Annotated in this window: 18 protein-coding genes and 1 other RNA gene; 9 read left to right on the top strand and 10 right to left on the bottom strand. The window is 46.8% G+C overall.

The features are described 5' to 3' along the window. Positions 1-297 precede the first annotated feature (297 nt). On the bottom strand, positions 298-672 hold the full coding sequence (locus R3D00_18100; GenBank protein ID MEZ4775102.1) for a hypothetical protein: 375 nt from the start codon (positions 670-672) through the stop codon (positions 298-300). A gap of 42 nt (positions 673-714) precedes the next feature. On the opposite strand from R3D00_18100, the gene R3D00_18095 reads away from it, so the two are divergent. Beyond that, the gene (locus R3D00_18095; protein ID MEZ4775101.1) at positions 715-1,212 is read left to right on the top strand and encodes a hypothetical protein; all 498 of its coding nucleotides are present in this window, start codon (positions 715-717) and stop codon (positions 1,210-1,212) included. A 4-nt stretch (positions 1,213-1,216) separates the two neighbouring features. Here R3D00_18095 and R3D00_18090 read toward each other — a convergent pair whose 3' ends face one another. From R3D00_18090 to R3D00_18080, 3 genes are all read right to left on the bottom strand, one after another. Continuing rightward, entirely contained in the window at positions 1,217-3,952 is a 2,736-nt protein-coding gene (locus R3D00_18090) for a 4-alpha-glucanotransferase (protein MEZ4775100.1), read from the bottom strand. A 110-nt stretch (positions 3,953-4,062) separates the two neighbouring features. Next, positions 4,063-4,995 carry a hypothetical protein gene (locus tag R3D00_18085; GenBank protein MEZ4775099.1) on the bottom strand — a complete coding sequence of 311 codons (933 nt, stop codon included), beginning with the start codon at positions 4,993-4,995 and terminating at the stop codon, positions 4,063-4,065. A gap of 23 nt (positions 4,996-5,018) precedes the next feature. Next, a complete protein-coding gene (locus R3D00_18080) occupies positions 5,019-7,844 on the bottom strand; it encodes a putative LPS assembly protein LptD (protein MEZ4775098.1) in 2,826 nt (941 codons plus the stop codon). A 133-nt stretch (positions 7,845-7,977) separates the two neighbouring features. On the opposite strand from R3D00_18080, the gene R3D00_18075 reads away from it, so the two are divergent. Then, positions 7,978-8,760, top strand: coding sequence for an N-acetylmuramoyl-L-alanine amidase (locus R3D00_18075; GenBank protein ID MEZ4775097.1), 783 nt, complete (start codon positions 7,978-7,980; stop codon positions 8,758-8,760). Positions 8,761-8,767: 7 nt separating this feature from the next. Here R3D00_18075 and R3D00_18070 read toward each other — a convergent pair whose 3' ends face one another. After that, entirely contained in the window at positions 8,768-9,580 is an 813-nt protein-coding gene (locus R3D00_18070; GenBank protein ID MEZ4775096.1) for a T9SS type A sorting domain-containing protein, read from the bottom strand. A gap of 139 nt (positions 9,581-9,719) precedes the next feature. Here R3D00_18070 and R3D00_18065 point away from each other — a divergent pair, with 139 nt between their 5' ends. The 4 genes from R3D00_18065 (at position 9,720) to R3D00_18050 (ending at position 16,740) form a co-directional block, all read left to right on the top strand. Beyond that, the gene (locus R3D00_18065) at positions 9,720-11,393 is read left to right on the top strand and encodes a hypothetical protein (GenBank protein MEZ4775095.1); all 1,674 of its coding nucleotides are present in this window, start codon (positions 9,720-9,722) and stop codon (positions 11,391-11,393) included. Between the two features lie 44 nt (positions 11,394-11,437). Beyond that, complete coding sequence (locus tag R3D00_18060; GenBank protein MEZ4775094.1) at positions 11,438-12,559, top strand: DUF1573 domain-containing protein; 1,122 nt, start codon at positions 11,438-11,440, stop codon at positions 12,557-12,559. Between the two features lie 186 nt (positions 12,560-12,745). Then, positions 12,746-13,117: a transfer-messenger RNA gene (ssrA, locus tag R3D00_18055) on the top strand. Positions 13,118-13,350: 233 nt separating this feature from the next. Continuing rightward, positions 13,351-16,740: a gliding motility-associated C-terminal domain-containing protein gene (locus R3D00_18050; GenBank protein MEZ4775093.1), complete on the top strand. Its 3,390-nt coding sequence runs from the start codon at positions 13,351-13,353 to the stop codon at positions 16,738-16,740. Positions 16,741-16,754: 14 nt separating this feature from the next. On the opposite strand, the gene R3D00_18045 is transcribed toward R3D00_18050, so the two are convergent. The 5 genes from R3D00_18045 to R3D00_18025 all read right to left on the bottom strand — a co-directional run bounded on the left by R3D00_18045 (position 16,755) and on the right by R3D00_18025 (position 21,199). Further along, positions 16,755-17,651 carry a hypothetical protein gene (locus R3D00_18045; protein ID MEZ4775092.1) on the bottom strand — a complete coding sequence of 299 codons (897 nt, stop codon included), beginning with the start codon at positions 17,649-17,651 and terminating at the stop codon, positions 16,755-16,757. A gap of 100 nt (positions 17,652-17,751) precedes the next feature. Further along, positions 17,752-18,327 (bottom strand): hypothetical protein, encoded by a 576-nt coding sequence (locus R3D00_18040; protein ID MEZ4775091.1) that lies wholly within the window; start codon positions 18,325-18,327, stop codon positions 17,752-17,754. A gap of 10 nt (positions 18,328-18,337) precedes the next feature. After that, the gene (locus R3D00_18035) at positions 18,338-18,991 is read right to left on the bottom strand and encodes a hypothetical protein (protein ID MEZ4775090.1); all 654 of its coding nucleotides are present in this window, start codon (positions 18,989-18,991) and stop codon (positions 18,338-18,340) included. Positions 18,992-19,131: 140 nt separating this feature from the next. Then, the gene (locus R3D00_18030) at positions 19,132-19,563 is read right to left on the bottom strand and encodes a hypothetical protein (GenBank protein ID MEZ4775089.1); all 432 of its coding nucleotides are present in this window, start codon (positions 19,561-19,563) and stop codon (positions 19,132-19,134) included. Position 19,564: 1 nt separating this feature from the next. Further along, entirely contained in the window at positions 19,565-21,199 is a 1,635-nt protein-coding gene (locus R3D00_18025; GenBank protein MEZ4775088.1) for an RHS repeat-associated core domain-containing protein, read from the bottom strand. 199 nt (positions 21,200-21,398) lie between these two features. Between R3D00_18025 and R3D00_18020 the strand changes: the two genes are divergently transcribed. From R3D00_18020 to R3D00_18010, 3 genes are all read left to right on the top strand, one after another. Then, positions 21,399-21,698, top strand: a complete 300-nt coding sequence (locus tag R3D00_18020; GenBank protein MEZ4775087.1) for a hypothetical protein — start codon at positions 21,399-21,401, stop codon at positions 21,696-21,698. Between the two features lie 224 nt (positions 21,699-21,922). Continuing rightward, the gene (locus tag R3D00_18015; GenBank protein ID MEZ4775086.1) at positions 21,923-25,201 is read left to right on the top strand and encodes a SusC/RagA family TonB-linked outer membrane protein; all 3,279 of its coding nucleotides are present in this window, start codon (positions 21,923-21,925) and stop codon (positions 25,199-25,201) included. A 42-nt stretch (positions 25,202-25,243) separates the two neighbouring features. Beyond that, the gene (locus R3D00_18010) at positions 25,244-26,737 is read left to right on the top strand and encodes a SusD/RagB family nutrient-binding outer membrane lipoprotein (protein MEZ4775085.1); all 1,494 of its coding nucleotides are present in this window, start codon (positions 25,244-25,246) and stop codon (positions 26,735-26,737) included. The last annotated feature ends 59 nt before the right edge of the window (positions 26,738-26,796 follow it).

Raw genomic sequence — 26,796 nt, 5'->3', positions numbered from 1 at the left:
CGCGCATTGGCGCGCGCAATGGATAAAAAATGTAATGTGGGTGCCGTTGGCTACCGACATCACGTCTCTTTAAGGGACTTGTGTCTCCGACACATAATTTTTTGTGCCGAAGGCACAGCTCCGGAGGAGCGAAACGTCGGTAGCACAAATGTGCCCCCCAAATGTTTCCCGCAAAATGCGCGCATCGGCGCGCAACCATGTGGGAAAAAATAATATAGATGGCCCGATGGCTACAAACATATGACTCCTCCGGAGTCCAGACTACGTCTGAAGAAAAGAAACTGTAATTATTTGCCGTCAGGCAAGACCCACGGAAGTGGCCTTCGTCTCGGAGAAGTCAAATGTACCTGAGGCATCTTCGATTTGTAGCCGTCGGTCCCCCCCCAGATGTTTCCTGCACAAAGCGCGCTTCGGCGTATTTCCGGTGGGTTCGAGAGCCTCACCCACCAGAAAATCACCCACCGGAAAGGGAGCCTCACCCACCAGAAAATCAGCCACTGGCTTTATGATTTCCGCCAGTACCCCTTCAAAGGGGTACGACCGGCGGAAGGGGTTCAACAAGCTGCGCGCTACAGCCCCAATAGCCAACCCCCAATAGCCAATAGCCAACCCCCAATAGCCAATAGCCAAAACCCAAACCCCAAAAATGATAGAGCATAAGACATCCTGCAAAACTGATATGGGAATTCTCCCGGAATGGTTTATCTTCCCGGCATGAAACGTGTTTTCGGAATTTTCTTGCTCTTGGGTCTGTTTTCTGGTGTATGTTTCTCGCAGCTTGCAGAATCTGCGCCTGGCGAACTGGAGATTCGTATCAATCACGAAATTGTTTCGGCTGAGATTTTTAGCCACCAATTGTTCTGTATGAATGCTTCAGATACGATTACCATTACATACCTCCCTGAAGATGTGGTTGAGTCGGAGGACTATGTAATATTTAACCTCGAACTCTGGGCACAGGCAAACCTTGGCCAGCCTCAGTTCATGGGGCGAATTGATAAAAGTGATGCGGCGAAAACCCCTGAACTCAACTTTAGGCTCGCCGAATTGCAAAAATCTGCAATTCTTGCGCCGGGAACCAATGCTATCCGTGGCAGCCTTCAGGTACTTCAGGTTCTGAAGGTATCGGGCAGTCGGGTTCTGGAGGTGATTAATCTGGGCGACAAGGGGATTATTCCGTTAAATATGGTACCCATTTGCCCGGGAAAATAAACGATCAGAATGCGGTATTCCTGCCTGAAATTTTGATCATTTCCCGGAGATAGTCGTTAAACCCATCATTTTTGAGCAAATCTTCCAGTGTCATATGGAATCTGTATCGCCAGTAATGTTTTGGGTTACTGGGAACATTGATTCTTTCTTCATGTGGATTTTCCCTCCTGATTTTTTCATCCATGGCGATGAGATCCTGTATTGGAAAAACCGTCCACATACTGGGTGATTGTAAATGCCGGTCAATGATTTCGCGGCATACCCATGGCTCACAGAAAAAGGGTGCATCGCCTGCATAACCCAGAATATGATTGAAAAACCGCTGGGTTTTTTTGCGGTTTTCTTCCCACCATCCGCGAATGGTGGACATGTCATGACTGGAAGGAGATGAAACCGACATATAGGGTGCTTCACCCGGAATGCCAAATTCTCTTTCTGGATTTTTAGGCATTCGCTGAATCTCCAGACTCAGGATTCCCAGGTCGTCCATTACGCCGGGTACAGAGGCCGGAACCATACCCAAATCCTCGCCGCAGATCAGCATATCGGTAGCTGCCTTTAAGGCAGGGAGTTTGATCATTGCCTGGTCACGCCAGAACCATTCGTGCCGGTGGTAAAAATAGTCGTCATACAGCTTGTTGAGAATTTGCTGTGTGCCATAATCCAGATCAGCAAATGATTTGGTGAAATGCAGGGCAATTCTCGGGTTAAATGCCTTACCCTCGCTTCCTGGCGCTTCAAGGAAAATCACTTCACGTATCAGTCCAAACAGTGCGTCTTTTGCCCGCTCGTAGTAAGCGTGATCTTCAGGGTTTTCGGACTGTTTTGCCAGGCAATGTGCTTCTACTCCTTTTTGTGTTTGAAAGGGAGCCTGGAGGCGATATCTGCCATTTCTGCTCATTTCCAAAAACTCACTGACAGCACGTTCTGTATATTCTCCGAAAAATTCTCCGACCAGATAAGCGGGAATATAAGGCTTACAGAATCTGTCGTAATCCATATATAGCCCTTTGGATTCGAGTTCTTCCCGGCTCAAGGGTAGGGAAGGGCTAAACTGACCGAGCAGGCCCTCGACTGCATGACCGGGAATTTCCCAGATGCGGAAGAATCCGAGGATATGATCGATGCGGAAGGCATCAAAATATGCAGAAAGCTGGATAAGCCGGTCTTTCCACCAGGCAAAATCGTCTTTGGCCATTTCTTCCCAATTGTAGGTGGGAAACCCCCAGTTTTGGCCGGTGATGGCAAAGTCGTCGGGCGGTGCTCCTGCCTGTGCATTCATATGGTATAAATGCGGCGATGTCCACGCATCCACACTGTGCCGATAGATGCCAATGGGAATATCTCCTTTAAGTACCACTCCTTGCGAACGGGCGTATGATGCCGCTTCATGCAATTGCAGGTGGAGGTGGTACTGAATGAAATAATGGACGCCGATATCGTCAAAATGTGCTGAATCCGGCGATGCAAAAGCTTCTACAGCCTGGGCGTCATAGACTGAAAACTCCGGCCACTGTGAAAAATCAGGCGTATGATATCTGTCTCTCAGCATGGAGAAAACGCCATAAGGGAGCAGCCAGTCTCGATTGGTTTCGAAAAATTGTTTATAGGCAGAGCTGGCAAATACTTTTTTCTTTTCCTGATCATATAACGCTTTGAAGTAGGAAGACTTTAACTTCATCACGCCCTCATAGTCAACTTCAGGCAGGGCATTGAGTGTTTTTCTTTCCTCCTCAAAAACCTTCATACTTTTTGCGGACTTCAGTTTGCCCATTTTTTCCGGAGAGAGATAAATGGGGTGAAGCGCAAAAACGGAAATTGCGGCGTAGGGGTAGGAGTCTGTCCACGTATGTGTGGCTACGGTGTCATTTACCGGAAGGATTTGCACCAGTTTCATCCCGGTTCTTACTGCCCAGTCAACCAGCAAGTTGATATCGGCAAATTCACCCACACCCGTGCTGGACTCGCTTCTCAGAGAGAATACAGGAATGGCCACACCTGCTGCTCTCCAGAAGGGGTTTTCGTATCGGAATTTAATATCTGTAACAACAACTGCGATCTTTTTTCCTCTTTGGGGGATGTGGTACAGTTTTCGGTTTTCTCCCGTTTCCCATGAAACGATTTTTTTTGTCGCTGTATCGTAGATACCGTATTTGTATTCGATGATGCCCGGTTTGGCAGCCAGTGATACATAGGTTTGCCACATGGGATACTCATTATCGGAAAGAACTACGGCTTTTTCCTCCTTCCATTCTCCCAGGGATGGATGATTGCCCGAAATGCAGATCCTGTATTTTTCGTCTATCCTTGGCGCATACAGGCGAAAGTGGTAAATGGTACCTGCATCAGGCGCATCCGGAAACGAAGGAAACGTTTCGCCATGATTCGATCGCCCCATGAGTGCACGGGTGAAAGCTGAGGTGAAAAAGGTGTTTTCAATATCTTTTTCCGGGCGCCAGAAGTCAAGAAGGTCTATCCGTTCAAACCCTTTTCCGGGCAGGTTTGCCACGCGGTTTGCCCCCCATTCCCAGGTTTTGGTTCCGCTGGGTTCATGGAGGATAAAATACTTGTACTCAAAGGCCTCATTAATCTCGCCTTCCCATTCCCATCGGCCATTCTCCATATAATGAAGCGGGGTAGCAGATTCGGGAATCCATGCTCCTAATTCAGATGAAGAACCACAAACAAAGAGCCTCTGCCCCCATTGGGTATTATAGTGAATGACAAAACGGAATTTCATATTTCGTTTTTACGTTGCTAAAGGATGAAAAGAAGGGAAAGGTTAGACAGGCAAAATAACAAAAACGATTTGAGAAAAAGAACGACCAAAACCGCAAATATCTGCATAACTCAGGGTTTTAGTAATCCTTCTGACTTACTCAGATCCGCTGAAAAAATATTTCCTTCCCTGATAAAATATCCGGTCTGTCCCTGGGAAGAAATGACAAAACCGTATTCATCGCCCGGGCTGTTGATTTCCGGGCCAAGATTAAAAATGACGCCGGGATTTCCTTTTTCATCGAGGGTCGTTTTGTAAATATCGAGTCCCCCAAAACCTTCATATCCAGACGAGGAAAAGTATAGGGTTTGACCATCGGGCATCAAAAAAACACTGCGTTCATTCGAGGCTGTACTTAAGACTGACTTTTCGGGATATTTCCAGTTTTTACCGGTTTTTCGGATTCTGTAAATGTCCATTTGCTGTTCGCCCGGTTTTCCAGCCACCAGCCAGATCATACGCTTGTCAGGAGATATGGCGATGCTGCCTGTTCCATTAAATTTTTTTAATATCACAGGTAAATTTTTTCCCAGACCGCGAATGGCGGGATTTTCTCTGGCAGATAGTCTGGTTTGATAGTAGGGCCCTCCGGTTTGTTCCCACAGGTAATTCCAGCTTTGGAAGTACAGGGTTTTATTATCCGCAGATACAAATGGTTCGTCTTCGCTCAGCGATGTATTGATTCCGTGAGGCAGGCTGGTGGGTGTCTGCCAATTACCGCAAACTTTTTCACTAATCCAGATGTCCCGATCCCATACGGTATCGCCTTCCGGCGTGATCCAGGCTTCATTCCATTCGTTTCCACCGCGATTTGTAGAAAACAATAAATACTCACCATCCGGACTGATTGCCAACCCTGATTCTGTAAATGAGGAATTGACAACCGTAAGGGGTGTGACTTCAATGTTGGGATCAGGTTCGGGAATAATTACTTTTTGGGCCTTACAGGGTTCGCTGAATGCCCAAACCATAAAAATACCCAGAATAATGGCAGCCCTTCGCATAATACCCGCAAGTTAATATATTCTTATAATCCTCTAAACCTGTCCTGCCAGTAATTGTTTTTGCTCAGGCGAAGGTCTTTGAGGGTCGAACTGCGGACGTTAATCGTAAGTGAGTAACTTTTTTGCACACCAAATGGAATCCATGAAAAGGACATTTCCCAACAGTGGAGATCTCTGAAAATAGATAACCTTGTGTTGGTAAACTCTAGCTTTTCGATATCAAATCCGCTGCTGTAGCCAATTTTCCATTTTGGGGTAAAATTGACGTCTCCGTCAAAATTCATTGTCTGGGTGATTCTCGGCGCATTGAGATCGGGTTTGGAGTAGCTGAGGTTGTAGCGGAACCGCAGCGTCCATGGAATGTCAAAATCGACATACTGGTACATATTGTTCAGAACCTGACGGTATTCTACTTCGTCAAAATCCTCTCCTTTTGTTTTTTTTGCACCCTGTTTTTTTGAACTAAAAGAAGTCGAAAGACTGATTTGTGCCCGTGTGATCCGGCCAAGTTCTCCGGTTTCCTGTAGCATCAATACGTTTTGTCTCCGTGCAGCGGGCGGTTTGATGGGAACGGGTACATTGTCTGGTGCAAATACGTAGGGGTCCATGGTCATAGAGCCGTTGAGGTCCACTTTGTTGTTGAAAAGACTGGTCCTCGCGCGGAAGTTAAACGGTGCCAGCTGGAAGCTGTCGGCGGCAAAATTGTATCCGGTGCTGATGCCGATATTATCCAGGACATTAATCCGGGCAAATTTATCTTCCTTTTCATCAAAGTCTTCGTCAAAACTTTCCTTTTTCCGGTACTTCATTTCAAGTACGCTGGATAGGCTGAAATTGAGTGATTGGCTTTCTCCCCGTGAGGGACCTCCGTAAATTCCATCCTCAAAAATGCTGTACACCTGTGTTTTGGTCCCGGTGGTATCAGACTGTACTTCGTTGTAAAATCCCCATTTTTCGGCAGAAAAATCTGGCTTCAGATTGTAAGAGACGCTGGGGCTAAAGCGCTGCCTGAAAGCGATTTGCCTGCGGGTTTTGGGTAGGACATAAATGCCATAAAAGTTTGTGGTTGCGCTGAGCGACGTGTTAAAGTCATAGGCTCTTGCAAACCCGGCTACCGGGGACTCGACAATTCTTTGTTTTTCCGGATCCCACTCTTTTTGGAGGGTTTCAGTGTACCAGTATTCTGCATAGGAGAAGTTGGGCGAAATATTGAGGTAGTTAAACAGCTTGAGTGTCGTAGAGGTTGAGGCATTGTGCCGCATGCCGTTGGAGTAAAATGATGACCCCAGCCTTTTGGTCAGAATGCTGTCTCCGCCTTCCACGATAATCCAGTCCAGGGAATCTCCGGGGTGGAGGAGAATATCGTCAATCAGCGTGTCGGGAACGGTTTCCAGCGAGTTTCTCGCCTGCATATTGTAGTTGATCCCCAGCTGAGAGAGCCATTTCAGATTTTTGTTGGAGACATTTTTGAACGGCGTCTGTCGGTTCATGTTAAAGTTGAGCTCCGGAAACTGGAGGCTCATAGTCTCTTTATTGAGATCCTGTTGATGCCTTACGCCGACGTTAAAACTGATAGGAAGATTATTGAAGTTTTTCTGAAAGTTGACAGATGAGTTGAGGTTGTTGGTGAAAAAATCGTTTTGGTTGTAGCTGATTTCACGCTGAAACCGATTGGAAGACGAGATATTGACAGAGGCAGAAATTCTTGCAGTAGGGTCAATCGGCTGGTTATGGCTCCAGGTAAGTGTCCATGCAGAGGTTCGCTGAAAGTCCGGATCTGTTTTTTCATTGAAGCGGGTTACGCCGTATTGAAACCCGAGTCTTCCGCTGAATTTATATCGCTTATTGTAGGTTGTGCTGCCGCCCAGCCTCCAGCCACCCCGTGTATAGATATCGCCTTCCAGTCGCAGGTCAAAATTATCGTTGATTCCCCAGTAATACCCCATATTTCGCAGAAAAAATCCACGGTCCTGTGCTTCGCCATACTGCGGGAGGATCAGCCCGTTTTTTTGCCCTTTTTTATTGGGTACAAAACCAAAGGGAATAATCACCGGAATCGGAAAACCTGCAATCACCAGGTTTAGTGGCCCACTGATGAGTTTATCATCGGGGAGCATTTTCAGTTTTCGCGAGCGGATATAATAATGAGGGTCGTCGGCATCGCAGGTGGTATATTTGCCGTTTTGCCCGTGAAAGGTACCGTCGGGGTGATATTTGGCTACTTCGGCAAGGACAAACCCTTCCGACTCCACCATCCGCCCTTCTACGACTCTGCCTTTCTGAGATTTGAAGTTATAAGAAATGGCTCGCGACTGATACGTTTCTCCGCTTTGGGTAAACTCGGGCGCGCCCTGATACACGCCCAGACTATCTGTAACGCCATTGGCATAGAGGGTTTGTTTGTCAATATCTACCCGCACTTCCTTGGCTTTCAAGGCAATTTCGTCATAAGTAATCTCTGCATTTTCGTAGAGGAAAAGAATGCCTTGCTCTACATCAAAGACAATGGAATCGGCAGATTTGTAAGAAACTTCTGCCTTCAGGTCGCTGGCAGCTTCAAGGGAATCGAGAAATATTTTCCGGGGATCTGGTGCGGCCGCGCGCAGGGAATCCTGAGTCGGAATTTCAGAAGAGAGACGGTTTTCCTGCGTGTCCACTCCGGGAAAACGAATGCTGTCAGAAACATTTTCCGGCACAGTGAGGGTGTCTGCTACAGAAACAGAGTCCGGGATTTGTTGCGCGTATAAAGACTGGCCGCCGGAGAAGAAAACCCCCAGGGCTAAAATTATACTTTTAAGGAAAAATCCTATTAATTTGTAGTGTCTGAATATGTATTTTATTTGTAGCAAACTTCTTCTGTTGATATTCCGGCGACTACATCGGGATGCAAATATACAGGAAATCGCAAACTATGCTGTATTCACCTGACAATAGTGTATCCTTAAAAAGAAAAGGTTGGCTTCGTAAGAAAATCTCCTTTCTATGAACAGATTTCTCATTGTATTTGGCTTCTTGTTTATTCCTGCCGTTTTTTTAACCTCAGGTTGGTTTCCTGCCCCTAACGATGGGGAAGGCCCTATCCGAACGGTCATCATTGATGCCGGACATGGGGGCAAAGATCCCGGGGCTTTGGGCGCACGATATTATGAAAAAGATATCACATTGAATGTGGCACTTCAACTAAAAAGGATTCTGAATGAAAGTATGCCCGATCTTAATGTCGTGCTTACCCGGGATACCGATAAGTTTATTGCGCTTCACCGCCGTGCGCAAATCGCCAAAGACAATCAGGGCGATTTTTTTATCAGCATCCATTGCAATGCCCTGAAAAATAATACCAAATACGGCGCTGAAAGTTATGTCCTGGGGATCAATGAAGGGCAGGAAAATTATGAGACAATTATTGCTGAAAACGAATCTATCCTGTTTGAGGACAATTATGGGGATATGTACGGCGGATTTGATCCCAGCTCGCCGGAGGGATATATTTATTTCAAACTTTTGAAAAACGTATTTCGCAATGAGAGTACCCGCCTGGCAGAAAAAATCCAACATCAGTACGCCAGCCGTATTGGCAGAAAAGATCGCGGGGTGAAGCAGGCGCCTTTTGTGGTACTGTATCTTTCGGGTATGCCTGCTTTACTTACGGAGACGGGTTTTATTACGAACTATGAAGAAGAAACTTTTCTCGCGAGCGAATCAGGCCAGATCTATATCGCCAGTTGCATTTACCGGGCGATCAAATCCTACAATATGGAGTTTTGACCAACGTTCATTTTCTGATTTTTCGCAGGGCCAGCTGGTCGCCAATGGATATTCGGCATATATATTCTCCCTTTGGCAGGTTGTCCATTTTCAGTTCTATCTGATGGCTTCCCATGCTGGTGTATTGAGAATAAACCGTACCAATAGGGTGTCCATTCGGATCGTCAATCACTATTCTTACCCGTGCCGGCTGATAGAGATACAGCTCAATGGCGGTTCCAAAAATCATTGGGTTGGGAAATAGATATGTGACGTGCCAGCCGGTATTGAGACTTTCGAGGGCAATGACGTCGCTAAACCCCGCCTTTTTATGGCGATTTTCCTGTCTCAGGCGATAATAATTGGTCCCGCTTACCGGATCAGGGTCAGTAAAAGAGAAGTCCGAAAGATTGTTGTCGGTAGTTTTGACGCGAATTTCTCCGATTTTTTCCCAGGTGTTGCCATCCAGACTTCTTTCTATTCCAAATCCACTGACTTCAGACGATACTGGAGAAGTCCAGTTGATGGCTGCATATTCACCTTCCATTTTTGCTGAAAAACCCGTGAGTGCGACTTCCGGTGTGCGTAAATTTTCCAGTTCTGTAGCCAGCATTTTGTCAAAAGAAAGATCAGCAGAGTGGAAGACCATTTCAGGAATATCATTGTTTCCCCGCCACACGGTTTTTTGTATGGTCATATTACCGGTGAGTTCCCAGGAATCGCTCATCTGAGTTTGGATATTTACCCCTATATCCCCGGCATAGGAAAAATCATCCTGCGCAAAAGCCAGCATAGGCATAATTATCCCAAGAGCTGTGTTTAAAATTGTGTTGAATTTCATAATCAGGCGGACTGTTATTTTTGTTACTCCGAAAATAGATTCCGGTGCCCAAGCTTTTTTTTCGGCCTATGGCAGATTATAACATGCGTTAGAATTTGAATAAAATCACATATATTGTCAATAAATCGCTACTGACCGGATGTCTTTGTTTTTTTCGAAATATCTCCGCCCAGTTTTTTTCTGGATTGCACTGTCCAGTCAGCTATTTCACGTCCATACATTTTTTACTTATTCCGGCTCTGATCGAAATGTTCAGATTCTGGCCGCAATCAACTGGTTGAAAGGCAATGGCATGACTTTGCCAATGGCGTCTGTTTCCGATATTTCCGCTATTTCAATGGTGCCTGTTCACGGGTGGCCACCGGGATATTCGGTCGCCGTTGCGTGGGTTTATCAGCTTGTAGGTAATTCTGCCGATGGTATGCAAGGGTGGTTCTATTCAGCCCTATTACTGGAATATCTGGGAGTAATTCTTGTATTTGCCGGCGCGCATGTGCTGCTTTCACTGCTTCGGAAAGAAATTTCCCCGGCAGTTTATCCTTTGTTTTTTCTTTTCTGGATATTTTCCTTTACCCCTTTTCATTTTACAACAGCGAGTGAGGAAATCGCCTTAGGAGTGTTTTTGCTGGCAACTGGTGCCTGGGTTAAGGGTTTTTGCAGGGAGAAAATATCAGGCTTATGGCTGGCAGTAGCTTTTGCCGGGTTCTTGTTTGCCGGCTGGTTTCGATATGCGTATATCCCGCTGATGATTACCGGGCCTGCGATTGGGCTGGTTTCTGCATGGCGTGATACCCCGGAAAGAAAAAAAACTGCCCTTTGGGCTACTGGTATAGGTTTCATTTTGATGACGGGTTTTTGGTTGATTCTGCATCCGACACATAGCCAGTCGGGAAATCTCAACGATATGGTTTCCGGGGGCAAGGTTCATCTGGAAAATCTGCTGCGAATGTCTGCCTTTCCTTTGAAATCACTGTTTTTTATGGGGCAGGATGCCATCATCGTAAAACTAGGTATAAAACAGCCCCTGGCGGTCTTTATCATTCGGCTGTTGTATGTGGCATCTACGATCGGTCTTATGCTGTTTCCCCTGCGAATGTGGCGGCAGCATGGAAATGATTTTTTACAGGCGAAAGCGCCAGTCCGGCCAGTCAGCACCGTGCTTTCGGCGATGTTTCTGGTTGCTATTCTGGTTGTTTCCGGTACCCTTATGTTGCTTTCTTTGGTAAATCCGGTAGAAGTTTACGAGGGCAAAACGTGGACATATGTGGAGGAAACCCGCTATTATGCGCCGTTGCTGGTAGGTTTGTCCATGTTTTTGTTGGTGAGGTTATTTGATCACGATACCAGCCGGATGGGGCGTACGGCTTTGCGCTTCTTTTTACTATCCGCATTACTTTTTGGTATCGGACACCGGTCTTTCCGGTATTATTCAAGGTTTATAAAAAAAGATACCAGAGAGACCCGGTACGATCCTGAAAATCAATTTATCCTGAATACCTGTCATTATGCTGAGGAAAGGGTGAAAAATGCCGGTATGCCGTTGGTAATTGCGCGGGGTTCTACTTTCTGGGAAGAGGATGAAGCTGTGGTTCTGGCGTGGACAGGTGTGAGTATGATCAACTTTTCCCACCTGCTGGAAACCCATTTTGAATCGTCCCGACCCATAGAGATATTGATACGCAGCGGGGGGAGTATTCGGAAATCAGAAATAGGCCAGGTATTTTCGGAAGCAGCCCCCCCCGAACAGATAATTTCTGAGCCGGGAGGAACGTTATACCGTTTGATGTATCTTCCACAAAATGCGCTGAAATAGTTATTGAAAAGGTGTATATTTGTCATTCATTAATTTTGAACGTTATGAAAGCCAGATCCATTACCCTGCTCTTTGTTTTGTTTTTGATGGGTGTGTATACCTATGCACAGTCAGACGGGAAAATTAAGTTTGAGAAAACCACACATGAGTTTGGCGACCTCAACAAAGACGATCCAGCCATATACACATTTAAATTCACCAATACATCCGGAGAACCTGTAACCCTCAGCCGGGTAAAGGCATCGTGCGGTTGTACGACCCCTTCCTGGACAAAGGACGCTGTAAAGCCTGGAGAAATCGGTGAAATCAAAGTTCAGTATAATACCAGCAGGGTAGGGCCATTTACCAAAACGGTAACAGTTACCTATGATACCCTTGAAAAACCCGTTATTCTGTATATTAAGGGCGATGTAAAACAGCCGGAAGGTGCAGAAGATTTTATCGCTTACGCACATAATATGGGCGGCCTTGCGCTTGACAAGATCAATCACAGCATCGGGACGCTCAATTCAGATGAAGAAAAAACCATCGAAGTGAAGGTGAAAAATGTGAGCCCATATAAGATCACATTTACGGGTCGTTACGATAAAGAAATGATGTTTGAGGTAACTCCTGAAAAAACAGAAATTATTCCCGGAGAAAAAACGACCCTCAAAATCCGCATCATGGGAGACAAATTTATTACTCCCGGCACCTTTAGCAAGCAGGTAGTCATTTATACAGACGAAGCAGAAAACCCCGGTAAGTCTATTCAGATCAACGGAAGCCTCAATAAGGTGTATACACAGGCCGAACTGGACCGCATGCCCAATATTGAGTTTGAAGTTACGGAGTATGATGGCGGATCTGTGATCGACGGGGAAAAAGTCGTTTACGCCTACAAATTCAAAAATACAGGCCTCGATGACCTGGTGATAGAATCCGTAAAAGCATCCTGTGGATGTACAGCCACTGCACCCAAAGACATGGTGATCGCAGGAGGAAAAACCTCTGAGATTGTGGCCACATTTGACTCCAGAGGACGCAGCGGCGCGCAGACCAAAACCATCACTGTTCGCTCCAATGACCCCGACAGTCCGACAATCGTATTGCGACTGAAAGTGGAAGTGGAAAAAGATCCTTTCCATATGGATGATGCCGGTCCGGCAGTGAGAAGCCAGCGTTAATAATAGCCAATAGCCAATAGCCAATAGCTAATGGCCAATAGCCAATAGCCAATAGCCAATAGCCAATAGCCAATAGCCAATAGCTAATGGCCAATAGCCAATAGCTAATAGCTAATGAAAAATTGCAACTATTTAGATTGCGATTCGTATATTTGTATCGCTGGCAACAGCAAGTTATTTTGAAATGGGGACGACACGGAATTGACGGGTCGGTAAATGTAAAGTATAAGCATGCAGTGGGGTGTAGAGGAACCACTTAAATCCACTTCTGCAAACCATAAATGGCGAAAGAAATTACGCTCTCGCAGCTTAGTTAGACTAAGTTCTGAGATGTTTTCCGGGAGTTTTTATCTGTCAGACTCTCATATGGAAAACACATCAACCCCGACAGGTTGCTGCTGTGAACGGCCTTGGCCACAGCCTAAGACTAGAGGCAAACTCATCAGGCACGCCCCCGTTGTTCGGGTATCCTGACGAGTAACAAAGAACAACTAAGCATGTAGAAGGCTCTATGTATGCTTTCTCCGGACGAGGGTTCGACTCCCTCCGTCTCCACACCATATGAACGAAACTCTCCGGCAGATAGACTTGCCGGGGAGTTTTTTTGTTTTCTTCTGACACATTTACTGACAGATCATGTAACGAGGATAATTCCGTTGGATGGCTGATTTTCAGGGAGTTCAACTGAATAATTTTCCTTAATTCAAATATCAGAAAGAAGCCATTTTTCTGAAAAAACAGGGAGTTTTTTGCTGAGAAAATTGTATCTTCCCCCAAACACAATTCCAGCAATGAAATTACCTGCCCTTGCCTGCATTTTTTTGCTTACCCTGTTTCCATTTTCCGCCAGTCTGGCTCAGGGTGAAGCCTTTCACTGGTACTTTGGTTATGACAGCACAGGTCTGGACTTTCATACCAATCCTCCCTCGCTGCTGAATAATAGTCCTATGCAAATGCTTATCTGGGGTGGTGCCACCCTGTCGGATCCCTGCGGCAATCTGGTTTTTTACACCAATGACGAGGAGGTATGGAATCGCAATCACCAGATCATGCCTAATGGAACAGGATTATTTGGATATCCCAATGTGCAAACCGTCGTTGTGCCTCATCCGGGAAATGGAAATCTCTATTATATTTTCACTACAGGTCGTGATTATATTAATACAACCTACCCAAATGAAGAAACCATCCTATGTTATTCTGTTGTGGATATGAGTCTTCAGGGAGGAATGGGGGATGTGATTATGAAAAACACTTTTCTGGAAGACAGTGCTTCCGGTAAAATTGCCGGTGTTCAACACAGCAACCAGACCGATATATGGGTGGTAACCCTTGATGGCGCAACCGATGAATTTCATGCATACCTGATCACCGCTTCCGGACTTAACCCCGTTCCGGTTATCAGTTATGTCGGCCCGATTTCTACCGGACTTTCTTATTTTGATTTTATTTTTTTGGGGCAAACAAAATTTTCTCCGGATGGGAAAAGACTGGCACTTACCCTTCAGAAGACGGATACGACCGTGGTGTTAGATTTTGATCCCGGAACGGGGATCGTCAGCAATCCCCTTTTTCTTCCTGAAATCACTTCCTCCTATAATGATGACAATACCATGGGCCTGGAATTTTCTCCGGATGGTTCGAAATTGTATCGGACATATCTCAATGATTCAGTCATGTATCAATACGATCTGAATGCCGGGTCGCCTGCGGCAGTCATCAATTCGGTTACCCCGGTAGGAATAAGTACTGCTCAGACAGGATTAGTTACCATGCAACTAGGGCCGGATGGTCGGATTTATGTAACGAGGGAGGATGGAATGACCTATACGATGGATGTGATTGCCCACCCCAATTTACCGGGAACAGCCTGTACCTATCTGAATCAGGGAATAAACCTCTTTCCTGGGCGAACTCATAATTTCACGCCCACCTTCCTGGCACATTATCTGCTGCCCTTTGAGATTTCCCTTTCAGGGGGAGGAAGTAGCAATGGGACGGTTCACTGCACCGGTGATACGACATTTTTTTCCCTTTCGGGGGTTCGTGGACTGGATTCAGCCCTCTGGGATTTTGGCGACCCGGGTTCGGGGATGCTCAACTTTGCCAATGACCCCGCACCGGTTCATCTCTACAATACCCCCGGCACCTATCCGGTCGAAGTAATCATCTATCGCGGCTGTCCCGAACCCGATACCCTGCGCGATACCCTCTCGGTTTTGCCCCAACCCTTGGTGGATCTGGGGCCCGATTCCACCCTTTGCAGTGGCACACCGCTCTCACTTCTGGCGGGAAATCAGCCGGTGAATTACCTCTGGCAGGACGGTTCGACACTAAACACCTTCCCGGTAACTGCCTCCGGGCTTTACTGGGCCGAAGCTGCCAATGCCTGTGGCACTTTTCGCGATTCGATCCTCGTGAATATTGACACCCTGCCCCAGGTGGAGTTGGGGGTGGATACTTTTCTCTGTCCCGGATCGTCCTTTCTGCCCGATATCACTACCTCCGGCGCTTCCTATCTCTGGCAGGATAGTTCGACTGCCAGTCAGTTTCTGATCAGTGCCTCCGGACTCTACTGGGCCGAGGCCACCAATACCTGCGGGAGTTCCCGTGATTCGATCCTTGTCGAAACCGACACCCTCCTTCCCCTGAGTCTTGGGCCTGATACCACCCTTTGTGCCGGAGAAAGTCTGGTGCTTTCGGGCGTTCTGAGCAGTTTTTCCCCGCTGAACTACCTCTGGAATGACAACCTCACCGATTCGGTGCGAACGGTGAGCACGGCAGGATTATATGTATTGACCGTGAGCAATGCCTGTAGCAGTGTGAAAGACTCGGTGGATGTGGCCGTATTGCCCCAGCCGCAAATCAGCCTGGGCAGTGATCAGACCCTTTGCACGGGAGAAACCCTGCTCCTTTCGGCAGCTTTTCCCGGAGGGAATTATCTCTGGCAGGACGGAACAACGGATTCCGTATTTCTCGTCTCTGGGCCGGGAACCTATTCCGCAGCCCTCTCCACCTTCTGTGGAACGGTTGCCGATACCGTAGAAATTTTTTATGACCCGGTTCCTGTGGTGGAACTGGGAGAAGATACGATTCTCTGCGAAGGCAGTACCCTTCGGCTGGATGCCACATTTCCCGGGGCCACAGCCCTCTGGCAAAACGGCAGCACAGCTTCCATTCTGATGGTCAGCACAGCAGGGGTATATTCCGTTACCCTGACCAACACCGCCTGTGAATTCAGGGATACCCTTGTTGTAACCTACCAACCCCTGCCGGTACTTTCACTCGGAGCGGATACCCTCCTTTGCGATGGGGCCACCCTGGAGGTGAATGTCGCTTTTCCCGGTGCAAGCTACCGCTGGCAGGATGGTTCGACCGGCCCCGGTTTTCTCATTGCCGCTCCGGGAACCTATGCCGTTACGCTTTCTGCTTACTGTGGGGAGTTGCGCGATACCCTGGTGGTGGATTACGGCACAAGTCCGGCAGTAAATCTCGGTTCGGACACCACCCTTTGTGAAGGAGAAACTCTCCTGCTGGATGCTACGTTTGCCGGTGCTGCCTACCAGTGGCAGGACGGTTCGATACTTCCATCTTTTCTGATTCAGACGGCGGGAACCTATGCGGTTACCCTTAGCACGGCCTGTGGCAGTGAGACGGATGAAATCCGAATCCGGTACGAGACCCTGCCCGAAGTGGCACTTCCGGCAGACACCACCCTCTGCGAAGGACAGACCTACCGGTTGGATGTCTCGGGAACGGGGAACCGCTACCGCTGGCAAGACGGATCGGATCAGCCGGAGTATCTGGTGCGGGAAGCGGGGCTGTACTTTGTGGAAGTGTTTAACACCTGTGGCAGCCGAAGCGATTCGATGGAAGTCCGGACGGTGGATTGCAACTGTTACCTCTACCTGCCCACGGGATTTACCCCCAACAATGACGGGTACAACGACCGGTTCAGCATCGGCTATCAGTGCGGATTTTTGCAGTTTCAGCTACAGATTTTCAACCGGTGGGGGGAAAAGGTGTTTGAAAGCAACAGCCCCGATCAGAGCTGGGACGGACGGTCAGGAGGCAAAGCCCTGCCGGAGGGTGTTTACACCTGGCAGGTGATCTACACCTATGAAAACCGGGTGAGGGCACTGACTCAGGTCAGAGCCGGGACGGTAACGCTGATACGGTAGGCTAACAAAAAGAATTACCATCGATACATCACCCCACATTGGCAGAAATATTGTTGAAATACCGGCCGGTCTTCGGTGTAGGGATTAAAAAAGTCCTGCTGGAATAAAACTTCTGCGTTGAGGTTTTTTAGTAAGGGAAAACTGCTGTTCAGATAAAGACTTTTACGTGAGGTTCTTCCTCGTTCCTGCATTAGCATACCCCCGAAAGTATTGCTCCATTTCTGAAAAAAAGTCGCACTACCTGAAAGATCCACTGTCCAGGTTTGATGAAAATCCTGCGACCATTGGGAGTGGAGGTACGAACCTGTGGCATTCAGACTAAAGGGAATCGAAAAAGTGAGTACCTGGCTCAGATTGACCATATTTGCAGAAAAGTCGGTTTTCCCCGAAAGGCTTCGGCTGATCTGTTGGGAATACAGGAAGGAGGTAGTAGCTGTCATTCCCCCGAAAGAGAAGCTGTAACCACTGGTAGCCGAAATCACGGATATCCGATCAGAAAGTTGCAGACTGTCGGTTCGATTATTTTCCCGATAGAGGGGGGCGAACTGAAGCTGAAAATAGGGTAGCTTTCTGGGCCGGAGCCGGAGACTTACCCCTGCGGAAGTTACCGTCGTGCGGGTTATTTTGTAAGGAAGAAGATTGTCAAAATCTCGCCGGGCAAAGCCAGAAAGGGTGAATTTTCCTTTCCAGAGAGATTGGTCGGTGCGGAATTCATACCGCTGTCGGTCCGTGATAAGCAAGGGCGCGCCCATGGAGTAATAACCAGGCTGAATCCCTGTCATCCGGCCCAAAAACCGGGTGCTGGCACCCGGTGTGGCCACCACCTGAACAGACCATGCTTGTCCCTGAATGCGGGAAGGGCCAGATACCGGATTCACCCAGGATACCGTATCCCGGAAGGGGAGATACACTGAGCCGGATTCCGCCTCCAGTTGGGAATGATTGATTCCATTCTCCTTCGAGGATCAGACGAGATTTCCAAAGCAGTAACCGGCCATCCAACCCGTAAAGTTAATTGGCGGCAACCTCCAGCCCTTTGACGGCAATACCATTCACACTCAAAGGAGAAAAATAGGGAAATACTGTGCCTATTCCCAGCTTTTCGACCGAAGCCAGGAAGGAACGTGCTTTGGAAAACACGCCCAGTGAACGCAATGCATCTGGTTCCTGAAGGAGGGTAGAAATATTTCCCTGTTTGAGTTTTTCCGCTTCCTCGAGTTTTTCCCGAAGAGCTTGGGCTTTTCGAAGGGTTTTTTCGAGTTGCTCAAGCTTGTTGCGTTTTTCCTCCAGTCGGCGGAGATTTTCACACTGGCTTCGGATTCGCTGCAACTGGCGAAACCGCAGATAGTCATTGATCCGGAGGGAATCCAGATACCCACCGAGTTTTTCCCTATCCCATCCTTCTGTTTTTTTATCCAGCGATTCGCAATCAAGGCGAATTTCCGTATATTCCGGAGAAGCCAGTACCTGCCGGATTCGATCCAGTTGTTCGAGTTCCTTAAGTTGGGAAAGGAGGGTTGAGTCTTGCAGAATCTTCTGATAAGGGCCCAACTGATGCAGGGCCTTCTGATAAGCTGATTCCCGCAAGGCCTGTATTTTATGGGTTAAGGAGATATCCTCGGGTAAATTTCCCCTGGCAGCGGCCTGTATTTTTGTCAATGCCTGTTGCCGCATCGTGGAGAGTAACTGGCGGGTGAATACCCCACACCGACACACGCGGACTTGCCTGAAAGCGGATATAGCGCGGTGGAATCCCGGTGAAAAGATCAGGCTGGTTGGAGATGCGGGCCGTGAGGCGTGCCTGACCGGAAAAAGCAACCGGCTGTTTTTTTTTGTTTGCCGAAGCTGTGGGGGAAATCGGTGTGGTTTCGTATCGCCGGGACACACACTGAGTACCCAATTCCTGCCCGTTATCTTCCTGAATGACCGAAAGGCAAAAGGTATAAACCCCTGCCGGAAGGGATTCGACTCCTTCCATATGCACAACCGGAATCTCACCCGGCAAAAAAGTGCGCCCGCCGGGTGCAAGTAAAACGGGTGCAGACTGGAGGAAAAGGATTTCCCGGCTGGTTTTCAACCGGGCGGTAACATATACCCGCTGCGACGCAGGGTGGTGGTTTTGCAGCCGGAAGGCAAAAGCCCCCTCCGGAAGGAAAGAAGACGAGCCACTCGCCAGAAATATCTCCACCTGCGCCTGGACGATCAGGGGGAAGAAAAAAAAGAGAGGGAATATGAGTTTAACGTATGGCAATAGGTTGGGTTTTGAGGGGGAGTGGGAACCGTTGAGTGAGTTGCGTTACATATCAGGTTTTTATAGAGAGCCCATGTTCATTGGCCGCTTTTGGTGGGTGTGGTATAGTGTAGTCCATACTTGTTTATTAACTTACTGCCTTACTCCAGAACCACCCCAAATGCTCTCACAAATCCCTGTTCGTTAAATATGATGTTAAGCTCATAATAGGGACTATATCCTTCGCATTCATTTTGAGAAAGAATATAGGACATCTCTACTATCTTCTTTTCCTCTGTTTCCACGATACTATTCGGGATTCCTAATACATTTTCTACACAAGTTGAACTCCAATCTTTTAATATAAAAAGCGATTTTAAAGAAAATATTATCATTCTAAATCTATCACACCCTAATGAATCTGATTTCCATTTTTGGGAAAAATGGGGATATATCGTATTTAGGATACCTTCTAGACTATCACACCTGAATGCCCAGGAATTATCCGTAGCTTTATTCGTATCTGCCACATATGTTGCCTTACAACCCCAGAAAGACAAGGCTAGCAAAATAAATATCAGTAGTTTTCCCATATTAATTTCCTCCTTCCTTGAGTCTATTTTTGAAACCTTCATAACTGGGCGAAAACCAACCCACATTAGTCCTTCCATTTCTAATTGACCGAGGGTTAAAATACAACTTCAAAATATCGGCAGGAATTACCTTTCCATTTGTAACCTCATTTTCCGAATCTACATAAATATCGCTAAATGGAATTCCACCCAGATAACCCGCCAAACGTTTTTGGTCTTCTATCGACATTGTTCCCGTCATTATTCCTGGCGCTCTGCTTCCATTAATCTGATAGCCAAGAACATCATGGTAGCCATTTAAGTATTCATCTAACTTTACTAACCCATATTCATGAAGAATTTGGGGATCATCCGGGTTTAATAACCTTTCTTCCATTGGAGAAATTTGACTGGCGTCATACCACCCTAAACCATGTCCGTATTCATGCTTCATGGAATGTTTTAACCGGGATGCATTATTGTAATAAAGATTTCCGCCTCTAAGAAACGGATCATATTGTGCTTGTGTGAAAGGATCATAATTGTTATCTAATAATACATAATTGTTTTCCAAGGTTTTCATCCCTTTTTTTGTACGAATGCCCATCTCTTCATATATCGCCTCATCCTGTTGAATTTTTGCAAGAGATATTTCCTTAGATATAGATTTTCCGTTAACTTTAAATTGGACAAGATAGTTTTTCCCATTTATTTCTATACTTCCTTTTGCTTCATTCCAAGCCATTTCCACACTATTCGCAGTCTCTTTTGCTAGTTCAGTAGTTGCACCTTCCCCAGAAAAATATAATGTCGATTTGATAATAAACTTCCTTCTCCATTTCTTCAAATAGCCTACTCCTGACTCCCCCGAAGGATCAACATTATAAATGGGATTAAGATTAAAAGCCGAATATGTGCTTTGATGAGGAAAGTTGTTCTCTTGTGGATCCCGACTCAAAAACTTCCCCAACCTTGAATCATACACTCTCGCCCCAAAATCGAGACTATTCCCCACACCTTTCGCCTCATTGTCTTGCTCCATTCCATTAAACCCAAACCGATACCCCCCGCGCCGCTGGTTCCGCCCGGGCATCAACATGCCGAAGGCGTAATAGTCATTCATCCCCCATACATCGGCGGTGTAGCCACTGACCGTTTCCTCGTCCGTGGTGAGTTGCAGTTTGCGGTCGCTGACGGTGGAGAGGACGTTGCCGAGGTGATTCGAAAGTTCATAGCGTTTCTCCCCACGGGTGAGGGTGTAAAAGTACGTCCCATCCTCCGGCGGAGTCTGATACGGAATCGGGAGGGCCGGGGTAAGATTCATCGTGTCAGACCAGTAACCCGTATCGGTAAACAGACCCTCGCCTTCCCCTGTGCGGAAAACCTGCGCTTTCAGGGTATCGACATATAAATGAATACCCAACCGGCTACTGCCATAGAGATGATACTCCGCCGAACGAAACAGGGTAATATGTGAAGCACCTTCCGGCAGCCATTCTACCTCGGGCCAGCCAGGGTCGGAGAGATACTCAGGGTCTATATAGGTCTTTTCATATACCGCCATCGTCTGTCCGCTTGCATCGCGTGCGTAATAGGTGTATTGCCATTCATCTTCATTTTCACCGGATTTGACAATTTTCACAATCCGATTGCCCATCGGGTCGTACCGGAATTCGAGGTCGGGTTTGCCCGCTGAGGGATCAAAAGTAATTGTACGAATTTTATTCGAATGATTCCAGGTGATTTCGGTAATAACTTACCCTTTCCGTTTTTTCCCCTTTAAAATGCTTTTATTTTTTGGATAGATCAAGGGTCAGAAGTAAATTCATCAGGTACTCAAAGCTAACCCTCTCCCTATGGTAAATATTAATAGCTGGAAAACTATCCTTAAAATTGAAACTGGCGGACACACAGGTAGCATCACCGAACTCCTGCTGACTTCTGATGGTAAAGCAATTATCACTTCCAGCGAAGATAAAACCATTCGTGTGTGGGATGTGAAATCACAAAAAGAATCCCGCAAAATTCTCGGACAGGTTGGGCCAGGCGTAACAGGTGAAATTAAGGCTACTCAGGATACAGACCACCTGCTGTATGTGGCTGTAAGTAAAGACTATATTGCTACCATGCTGACAGTTCGCTGGGTATTTATGTGACTGCTACATTTATCTTTTTTTGGATATGGCATTATTTAGGCACCTAATGGTGCTTCGGTTGCTGATATCACCCCAAAAGATTAATAATAATTTAATTCAACGTAACACTGGGTTTATTGCCAGATACATAATATTGTGCCGGATTAATAAACAAAAAGCCAGTTTCAGCGCGAACTGAAACTGACAGATAATCTTAGTTACTTAAATTAAATACCCTTAAAATTATGAAAAGAGGCTTACTTTTACAAGCCGCTAATGGTCTTTTGCGCCATTCGCGAAGCATCAGTCTCGTTTTAGCACTTTTACTCACCGGATTTTTTGGCTTTTCTCAGCGCAGCGTCAATGGCAAAGTTACTGACGCTGCCAGTGGTGAAGTTATTATCGGTGCACGTGTAATCGTGAAAGGAACCGCCATCGGAGCCCTTACAAACGAAAAGGGCAGCTACACAATTGAAGTTCCTGATTATGGAACAGAATTGGTGTTTTCCTACCTCGGCTATACTACTGTGGAGGTTACTATTGGCAGTCAAACCACGATAGACCTTCAAATGACAGAAGCTGCTATCGGTATGGATGAAGTGGTCATCACTGCCTTAGGCATTGAAAAATCAAAATCCCGGGTGGGTTTTGCTGTCCAGGATCTTCAGGGTGCCGATCTGGTCAAGGCACGTGAGCCAAACCCGATCAACTCTCTGACGGGAAAAATTGCCGGTCTGAATGTAGGTGCTTCCGCTGAATTACTCGGTGCGCCTCAAATTCTGCTTCGCGGTTCGGGCAACATCCTGTATGTAGTCGATGGGGTACCCATTCAGTCTGATACCTGGAACATCAGCCCCGATGATATCGAAAGTATTACCGTCTTAAAAGGCCCCAACGCTTCCGCTCTCTATGGTTCGAGAGGCCAGTTTGGCGCAATCCAGATTACCACCAAACGCGGTACAAAAGACAATCGGGGATTCTCCGTCGAATTCAACTCCTCCAACATGGTGGAATCTGGCTTTATGACCATCCCGAAAGTGCAAAATGAATATGGCCCCGGTGACCACGGCCGCTATGCATTTACAAATGGAAAAGGCGGTGGTTTGTACGACAACGATTATGATATCTGGGGACCAAAATTTGAAGGACAGTTGATCCCGCAGTATGATGGTGTGGTTGACCCCAATCAAACGTACACGACAACTTTTGCCAATGGCGCTACCCATACCGGAAATATTGTCCCCACCCCATGGGTTGCCCGTGGTACGGATAACCTGCAACGCTTTTTGCAGGATGGATTATTGTCCACCACCAATATGGCAGTCTCCGCTCAGGGTGAGCGTTACGATATGCGCTTTTCCGGTACCTATACTTATCAAAAAGGGATTGTACCCAATACGCAGCTAAACGGCGCCAACTTCAACACTACGATCGGTTATGACTTTTCGAAAAAACTCCGCTTTGAATCGTCTTTTAACTATAACCGTCAGTTTACAGACAACATCCCTGACGTACAATATGGCCCCAATTCCATGATCTACAATATTATCATCTGGGGTGGAGCCGACTGGGATATTGACGAACTTCGCAATTACTGGCAACCAGGTAAAGAAGGACTTCAGCAAATCTATGCAGAATATCAACGTTACAATAACCCCTGGTTTTTGTCCAATGAATGGCTGCGCGGGCATTACAAAACCGACATTTACGGCTTTACTTCTTTGAATTATAAGATCACACCTTATTTAAGTTTGTTGGGCCGTACCCAGATTACAACGTATGACCTCTTCCGCACCGAAAAATTCCCTTATTCGGCTACTGTTTACGGAAGAGAGCAGGCTAAAGGTGATTACCGCGAAGACAACCGCGAACTGTTTGAAAACAATACAGATGTCCTGTTGACTTTCGACAAAGATCTCAGTTCAAGTTTCCACCTCAACGCTACAGCTGGCGGTAACGTTCGTAGCTTTAAGTTCAACTCCACATACGCAACTACCGATTATTTGAACGTACCAGGTTGGTTTAACCTAAACAACTCGCTGAACCCCAAACGAGTGTATAACTACGCTTCGGATATGCTGGTACTTTCGACTTATGGTTATGTGGATTTCGGCTATAAGAGTATTGCCAACTTATCCCTTACCGGTCGCTGGGACAAAAATTCCACCCTTCCAACAAGCAAAAACAGTTTCTTTTATCCTTCTGCTTCTTTGAGCCTTGTGGTTTCAGAAATGCTGGATATGCCAGCCGCCTTTCCTTATTTGAAACTCCGCGGCTCTTACGCTTATGTCGGTTCTGGTTTGACGCTGCGTACGATCGGGCCAGCTGACCGTGCTACAGGCTCAGATGTTACCGGATATGGCGTTGATTATGCGACACCATTTGAAGGGCCTCAATACACCAATATTGCAGCGTACTCAATTGTAAATCGTTACAACAATCAACCTTCTGCGGCCTTTTCCAACTCGATTGCCAATCCCAACCTTGAGCCTAGCTTTAGTTCTTCCTGGGAGGTTGGCGCTGATGCCCGTTTTTTCAGTAATGCGCTTGGGGTTGATTTTACTTTCTTCCGTACCCTGGACGGGCCGGGTATTTTTAATCTGCCCATATCTGACGCAACAGGTTATAGCAGCCTTTTGGAAAACGGTATCAAAACCAGCAGGACCGGGGTAGAACTGACCCTTACGGGAAAACCTGTTCGCGATCGCGGTGGCTGGAGCTGGGATATCCTGGGTAACTGGTCAACCTATAAGCAGGTACTGGAAGAGATTTATCCTGGTGTTGATGTATTGAACCGTTTTTATAAGGTAGGCGACAGATACGACAAATACTACGCAGCCAAAGTTCTCAGAACCGAAGATGGTCAGATTATCAACGATGCAGGTGGCCGGCCAGTACTCAATTCTGTACCGCAATTTATGGGTTATCTGAATCCGGACTGGACATGGGGAGTTGTCAATAAAATCCGCTACAAAAACTTCGCTTTTAACTTCCAGCTTGATGGTCGTGTGGGTGGGGTAATTGTCAACTACATACAGCGTCAAACCTTCCGTGGAGGACGTCATATAGCCACGGTTGAAGGAGATATGGGAGAAGCTCGTTATCAGGATTATCTGGGTAACAAAACCTGGGTTGGTGAAGGAGTGCAGCTGGCCAGTGGCGAGATCAAACTCGATGCTGATGGCAATATTACCAACTACGACGAACTGACCTTTAAGCCCAACGAAACGGCAACTTTCCTCCAGGATTGGATCAGCCGTTGGTATGCAACAGAGGAAGCCAACCTGACCAATCGCACCTATGCCAAACTGCGTGAGGTCACTTTTAGCTACAGCATTCCCCAGTCGGCATTAAATAAGACTTTCTTCAATACTGCCACTATATCTTTGATCGGCCGCAATCTCCTGTATTTTGCAGAAACCAAAGACCTGGATATGGATCAGTTCGTAGCCGGACAGGGGTATTCAGATCTTCAAACGCCAACTTTGCGCCGCTTTGGGGTGAACCTGAATTTCACGTTCTAGTCAGTGCCTGTTTGTTTATTTGACACTCAAAAGAATAATAAAATGAAATCTTTCACTTATATAATATTGGTAATTACTTTCCTGTTTGCTTCCTGCCAGAACTTTGAAGAACTGGCGCTGGATCCAAACCGTCCGACAAATGCACCGGCCTCGTTGATTCTCAACAATGTACTAAACGACGTGTATGAACTGAACCGTCCGTGGAGTCTGGAACACCGCTGGAATCAATACTGGTGCTGCAACTACAATTATTATGGGGATAATGAATACCGCTGGACGACCGGAGATTTTCGGTATTTCTCTGTTAAGAACATTGTGAAAATGGAGGAAGAAGCTTTGAAAACCGGGGTAGGGGAACTGAACTCGTACAGTGCGGTAGGTAAGTTTTTGAAAGCCTATTTCTTCTACGATATGACCATGCGTTTTGGCGATATCCCTGCTAGTGAGGCAGCGCAGGGAGCTGAGAACATTTTCCCGAAATACGACAGCCAGAAAGAAGTATTCGTCCAGATTCTTACTTTGCTTGAACAGGCAAACGACGATCTTTCCAAACTATTGGCTGCCAATACCACAAAAATCGATGGCGATATCTATTTCGGAGGAAGCCTCGAAAATTACCAGAAGGTGGTCAATAGCCTGAAGCTGCGCGTGTTGTTACAATTGAGCAAGAAAGACAGCGATGGTGAACTCAACATCAAACAGCGTTTCGCTGAAGTGCTGAATAATCCGGTCAAATTCCCCATTATGGAGAGCAGTGATGATAATTTTGAATTCACTTATATTGCCAACATCAACAACTATCCAACCAACCCGGGTAATAGAGGATTTGACAGCCGTCGTTACAATATGGCTGCTACTTATCTCAATACGCTGGTTTCGTTGAAAGATCCCCGGACTTTTATAGTTGCTGATCCAACCGAAGTTGCTATTGCTGGTGGCGCTTCAGCTACGGACTTCTCTGCCTATTTGGGTGCGCCATCTGGCGAAGATCTCTCTATCATGACCTTCCGTATGGGTAATGGAGAATATTCTGCGATCAATCAGACCCGCTATTATGGCACATTTGGTGGTCCTGAACCAGGTGTGATTTTGAGTTACCACGAACTGGCTTTTAACATCGCAGAAGCGCTTAACCGCGGTTGGGGTGGTACGGGGAATGCTGCTGATTGGTATGCTAAAGGTGTTACTGCTTCTTTGGAATTTTACGGTATCAGCCAGGCAGATCAGCAAGCTTACCTCGCACAAGCTGAAGTTGCTTATAAAGGAGACACCGAAGCCGGATTAAACCAGATCATGCTGCAGCGTTATCTGTCTTTGTTCCAACAGTCGGGCCGCGAATCTTACTATCACTGGCGCCGCACAGGCTTTCCTACTTTTGATGTAGGGGTAGGAACTGGTAATTCTGGAGTGATTCCTTACCGTTACCAATATCCTGCCTCAGAGCGCACGGCAAACAAAACGAATTATGAAGCTGCGCTCTCCAGCCAGTTTGGGGGTAAAGACGATGTAAACGCGAAGATGTGGCTGATTGAATAGCCTATAGTCTGATCATAAAAAAACATCCCCATATACCTTTCCGGCGTATGGGGATGTTC

The sequence above is a fragment of the Bacteroidia bacterium genome (assembly GCA_041391665.1).
In the GTDB taxonomy this organism is placed as follows: Bacteria; Bacteroidota; Bacteroidia; order J057; family J057; genus JAGQVA01.
Note: the sequence above shows the minus strand (reverse complement) of the source record. Positions and strands in the feature narration are given on the sequence as shown.

Bases quoted from the DNA above. Each gene is read 5' to 3' on its own strand.
- R3D00_18095 (MEZ4775101.1), top strand. From the start codon at position 715: ATGAAACGTGTTTTCGGAATTTTCTTGCTCTTGGGTCTGTTTTCTGGT.
- R3D00_18090 (MEZ4775100.1), bottom strand. From the start codon at position 3,952: ATGAAATTCCGTTTTGTCATTCACTATAATACCCAATGGGGGCAGAGG.
- R3D00_18085 (MEZ4775099.1), bottom strand. From the start codon at position 4,995: ATGCGAAGGGCTGCCATTATTCTGGGTATTTTTATGGTTTGGGCATTC.
- R3D00_18075 (MEZ4775097.1), top strand. From the start codon at position 7,978: ATGAACAGATTTCTCATTGTATTTGGCTTCTTGTTTATTCCTGCCGTT.
- R3D00_18070 (MEZ4775096.1), bottom strand. From the start codon at position 9,580: ATGAAATTCAACACAATTTTAAACACAGCTCTTGGGATAATTATGCCT.
- R3D00_18065 (MEZ4775095.1), top strand. From the start codon at position 9,720: ATGTCTTTGTTTTTTTCGAAATATCTCCGCCCAGTTTTTTTCTGGATT.
- R3D00_18060 (MEZ4775094.1), top strand. From the start codon at position 11,438: ATGAAAGCCAGATCCATTACCCTGCTCTTTGTTTTGTTTTTGATGGGT.
- R3D00_18050 (MEZ4775093.1), top strand. From the start codon at position 13,351: ATGAAATTACCTGCCCTTGCCTGCATTTTTTTGCTTACCCTGTTTCCA.
- R3D00_18030 (MEZ4775089.1), bottom strand. From the start codon at position 19,563: ATGGGAAAACTACTGATATTTATTTTGCTAGCCTTGTCTTTCTGGGGT.
- R3D00_18025 (MEZ4775088.1), bottom strand. From the start codon at position 21,199: ATGGGCAATCGGATTGTGAAAATTGTCAAATCCGGTGAAAATGAAGAT.
- R3D00_18020 (MEZ4775087.1), top strand. From the start codon at position 21,399: ATGGTAAATATTAATAGCTGGAAAACTATCCTTAAAATTGAAACTGGC.
- R3D00_18015 (MEZ4775086.1), top strand. From the start codon at position 21,923: ATGAAAAGAGGCTTACTTTTACAAGCCGCTAATGGTCTTTTGCGCCAT.
- R3D00_18010 (MEZ4775085.1), top strand. From the start codon at position 25,244: ATGAAATCTTTCACTTATATAATATTGGTAATTACTTTCCTGTTTGCT.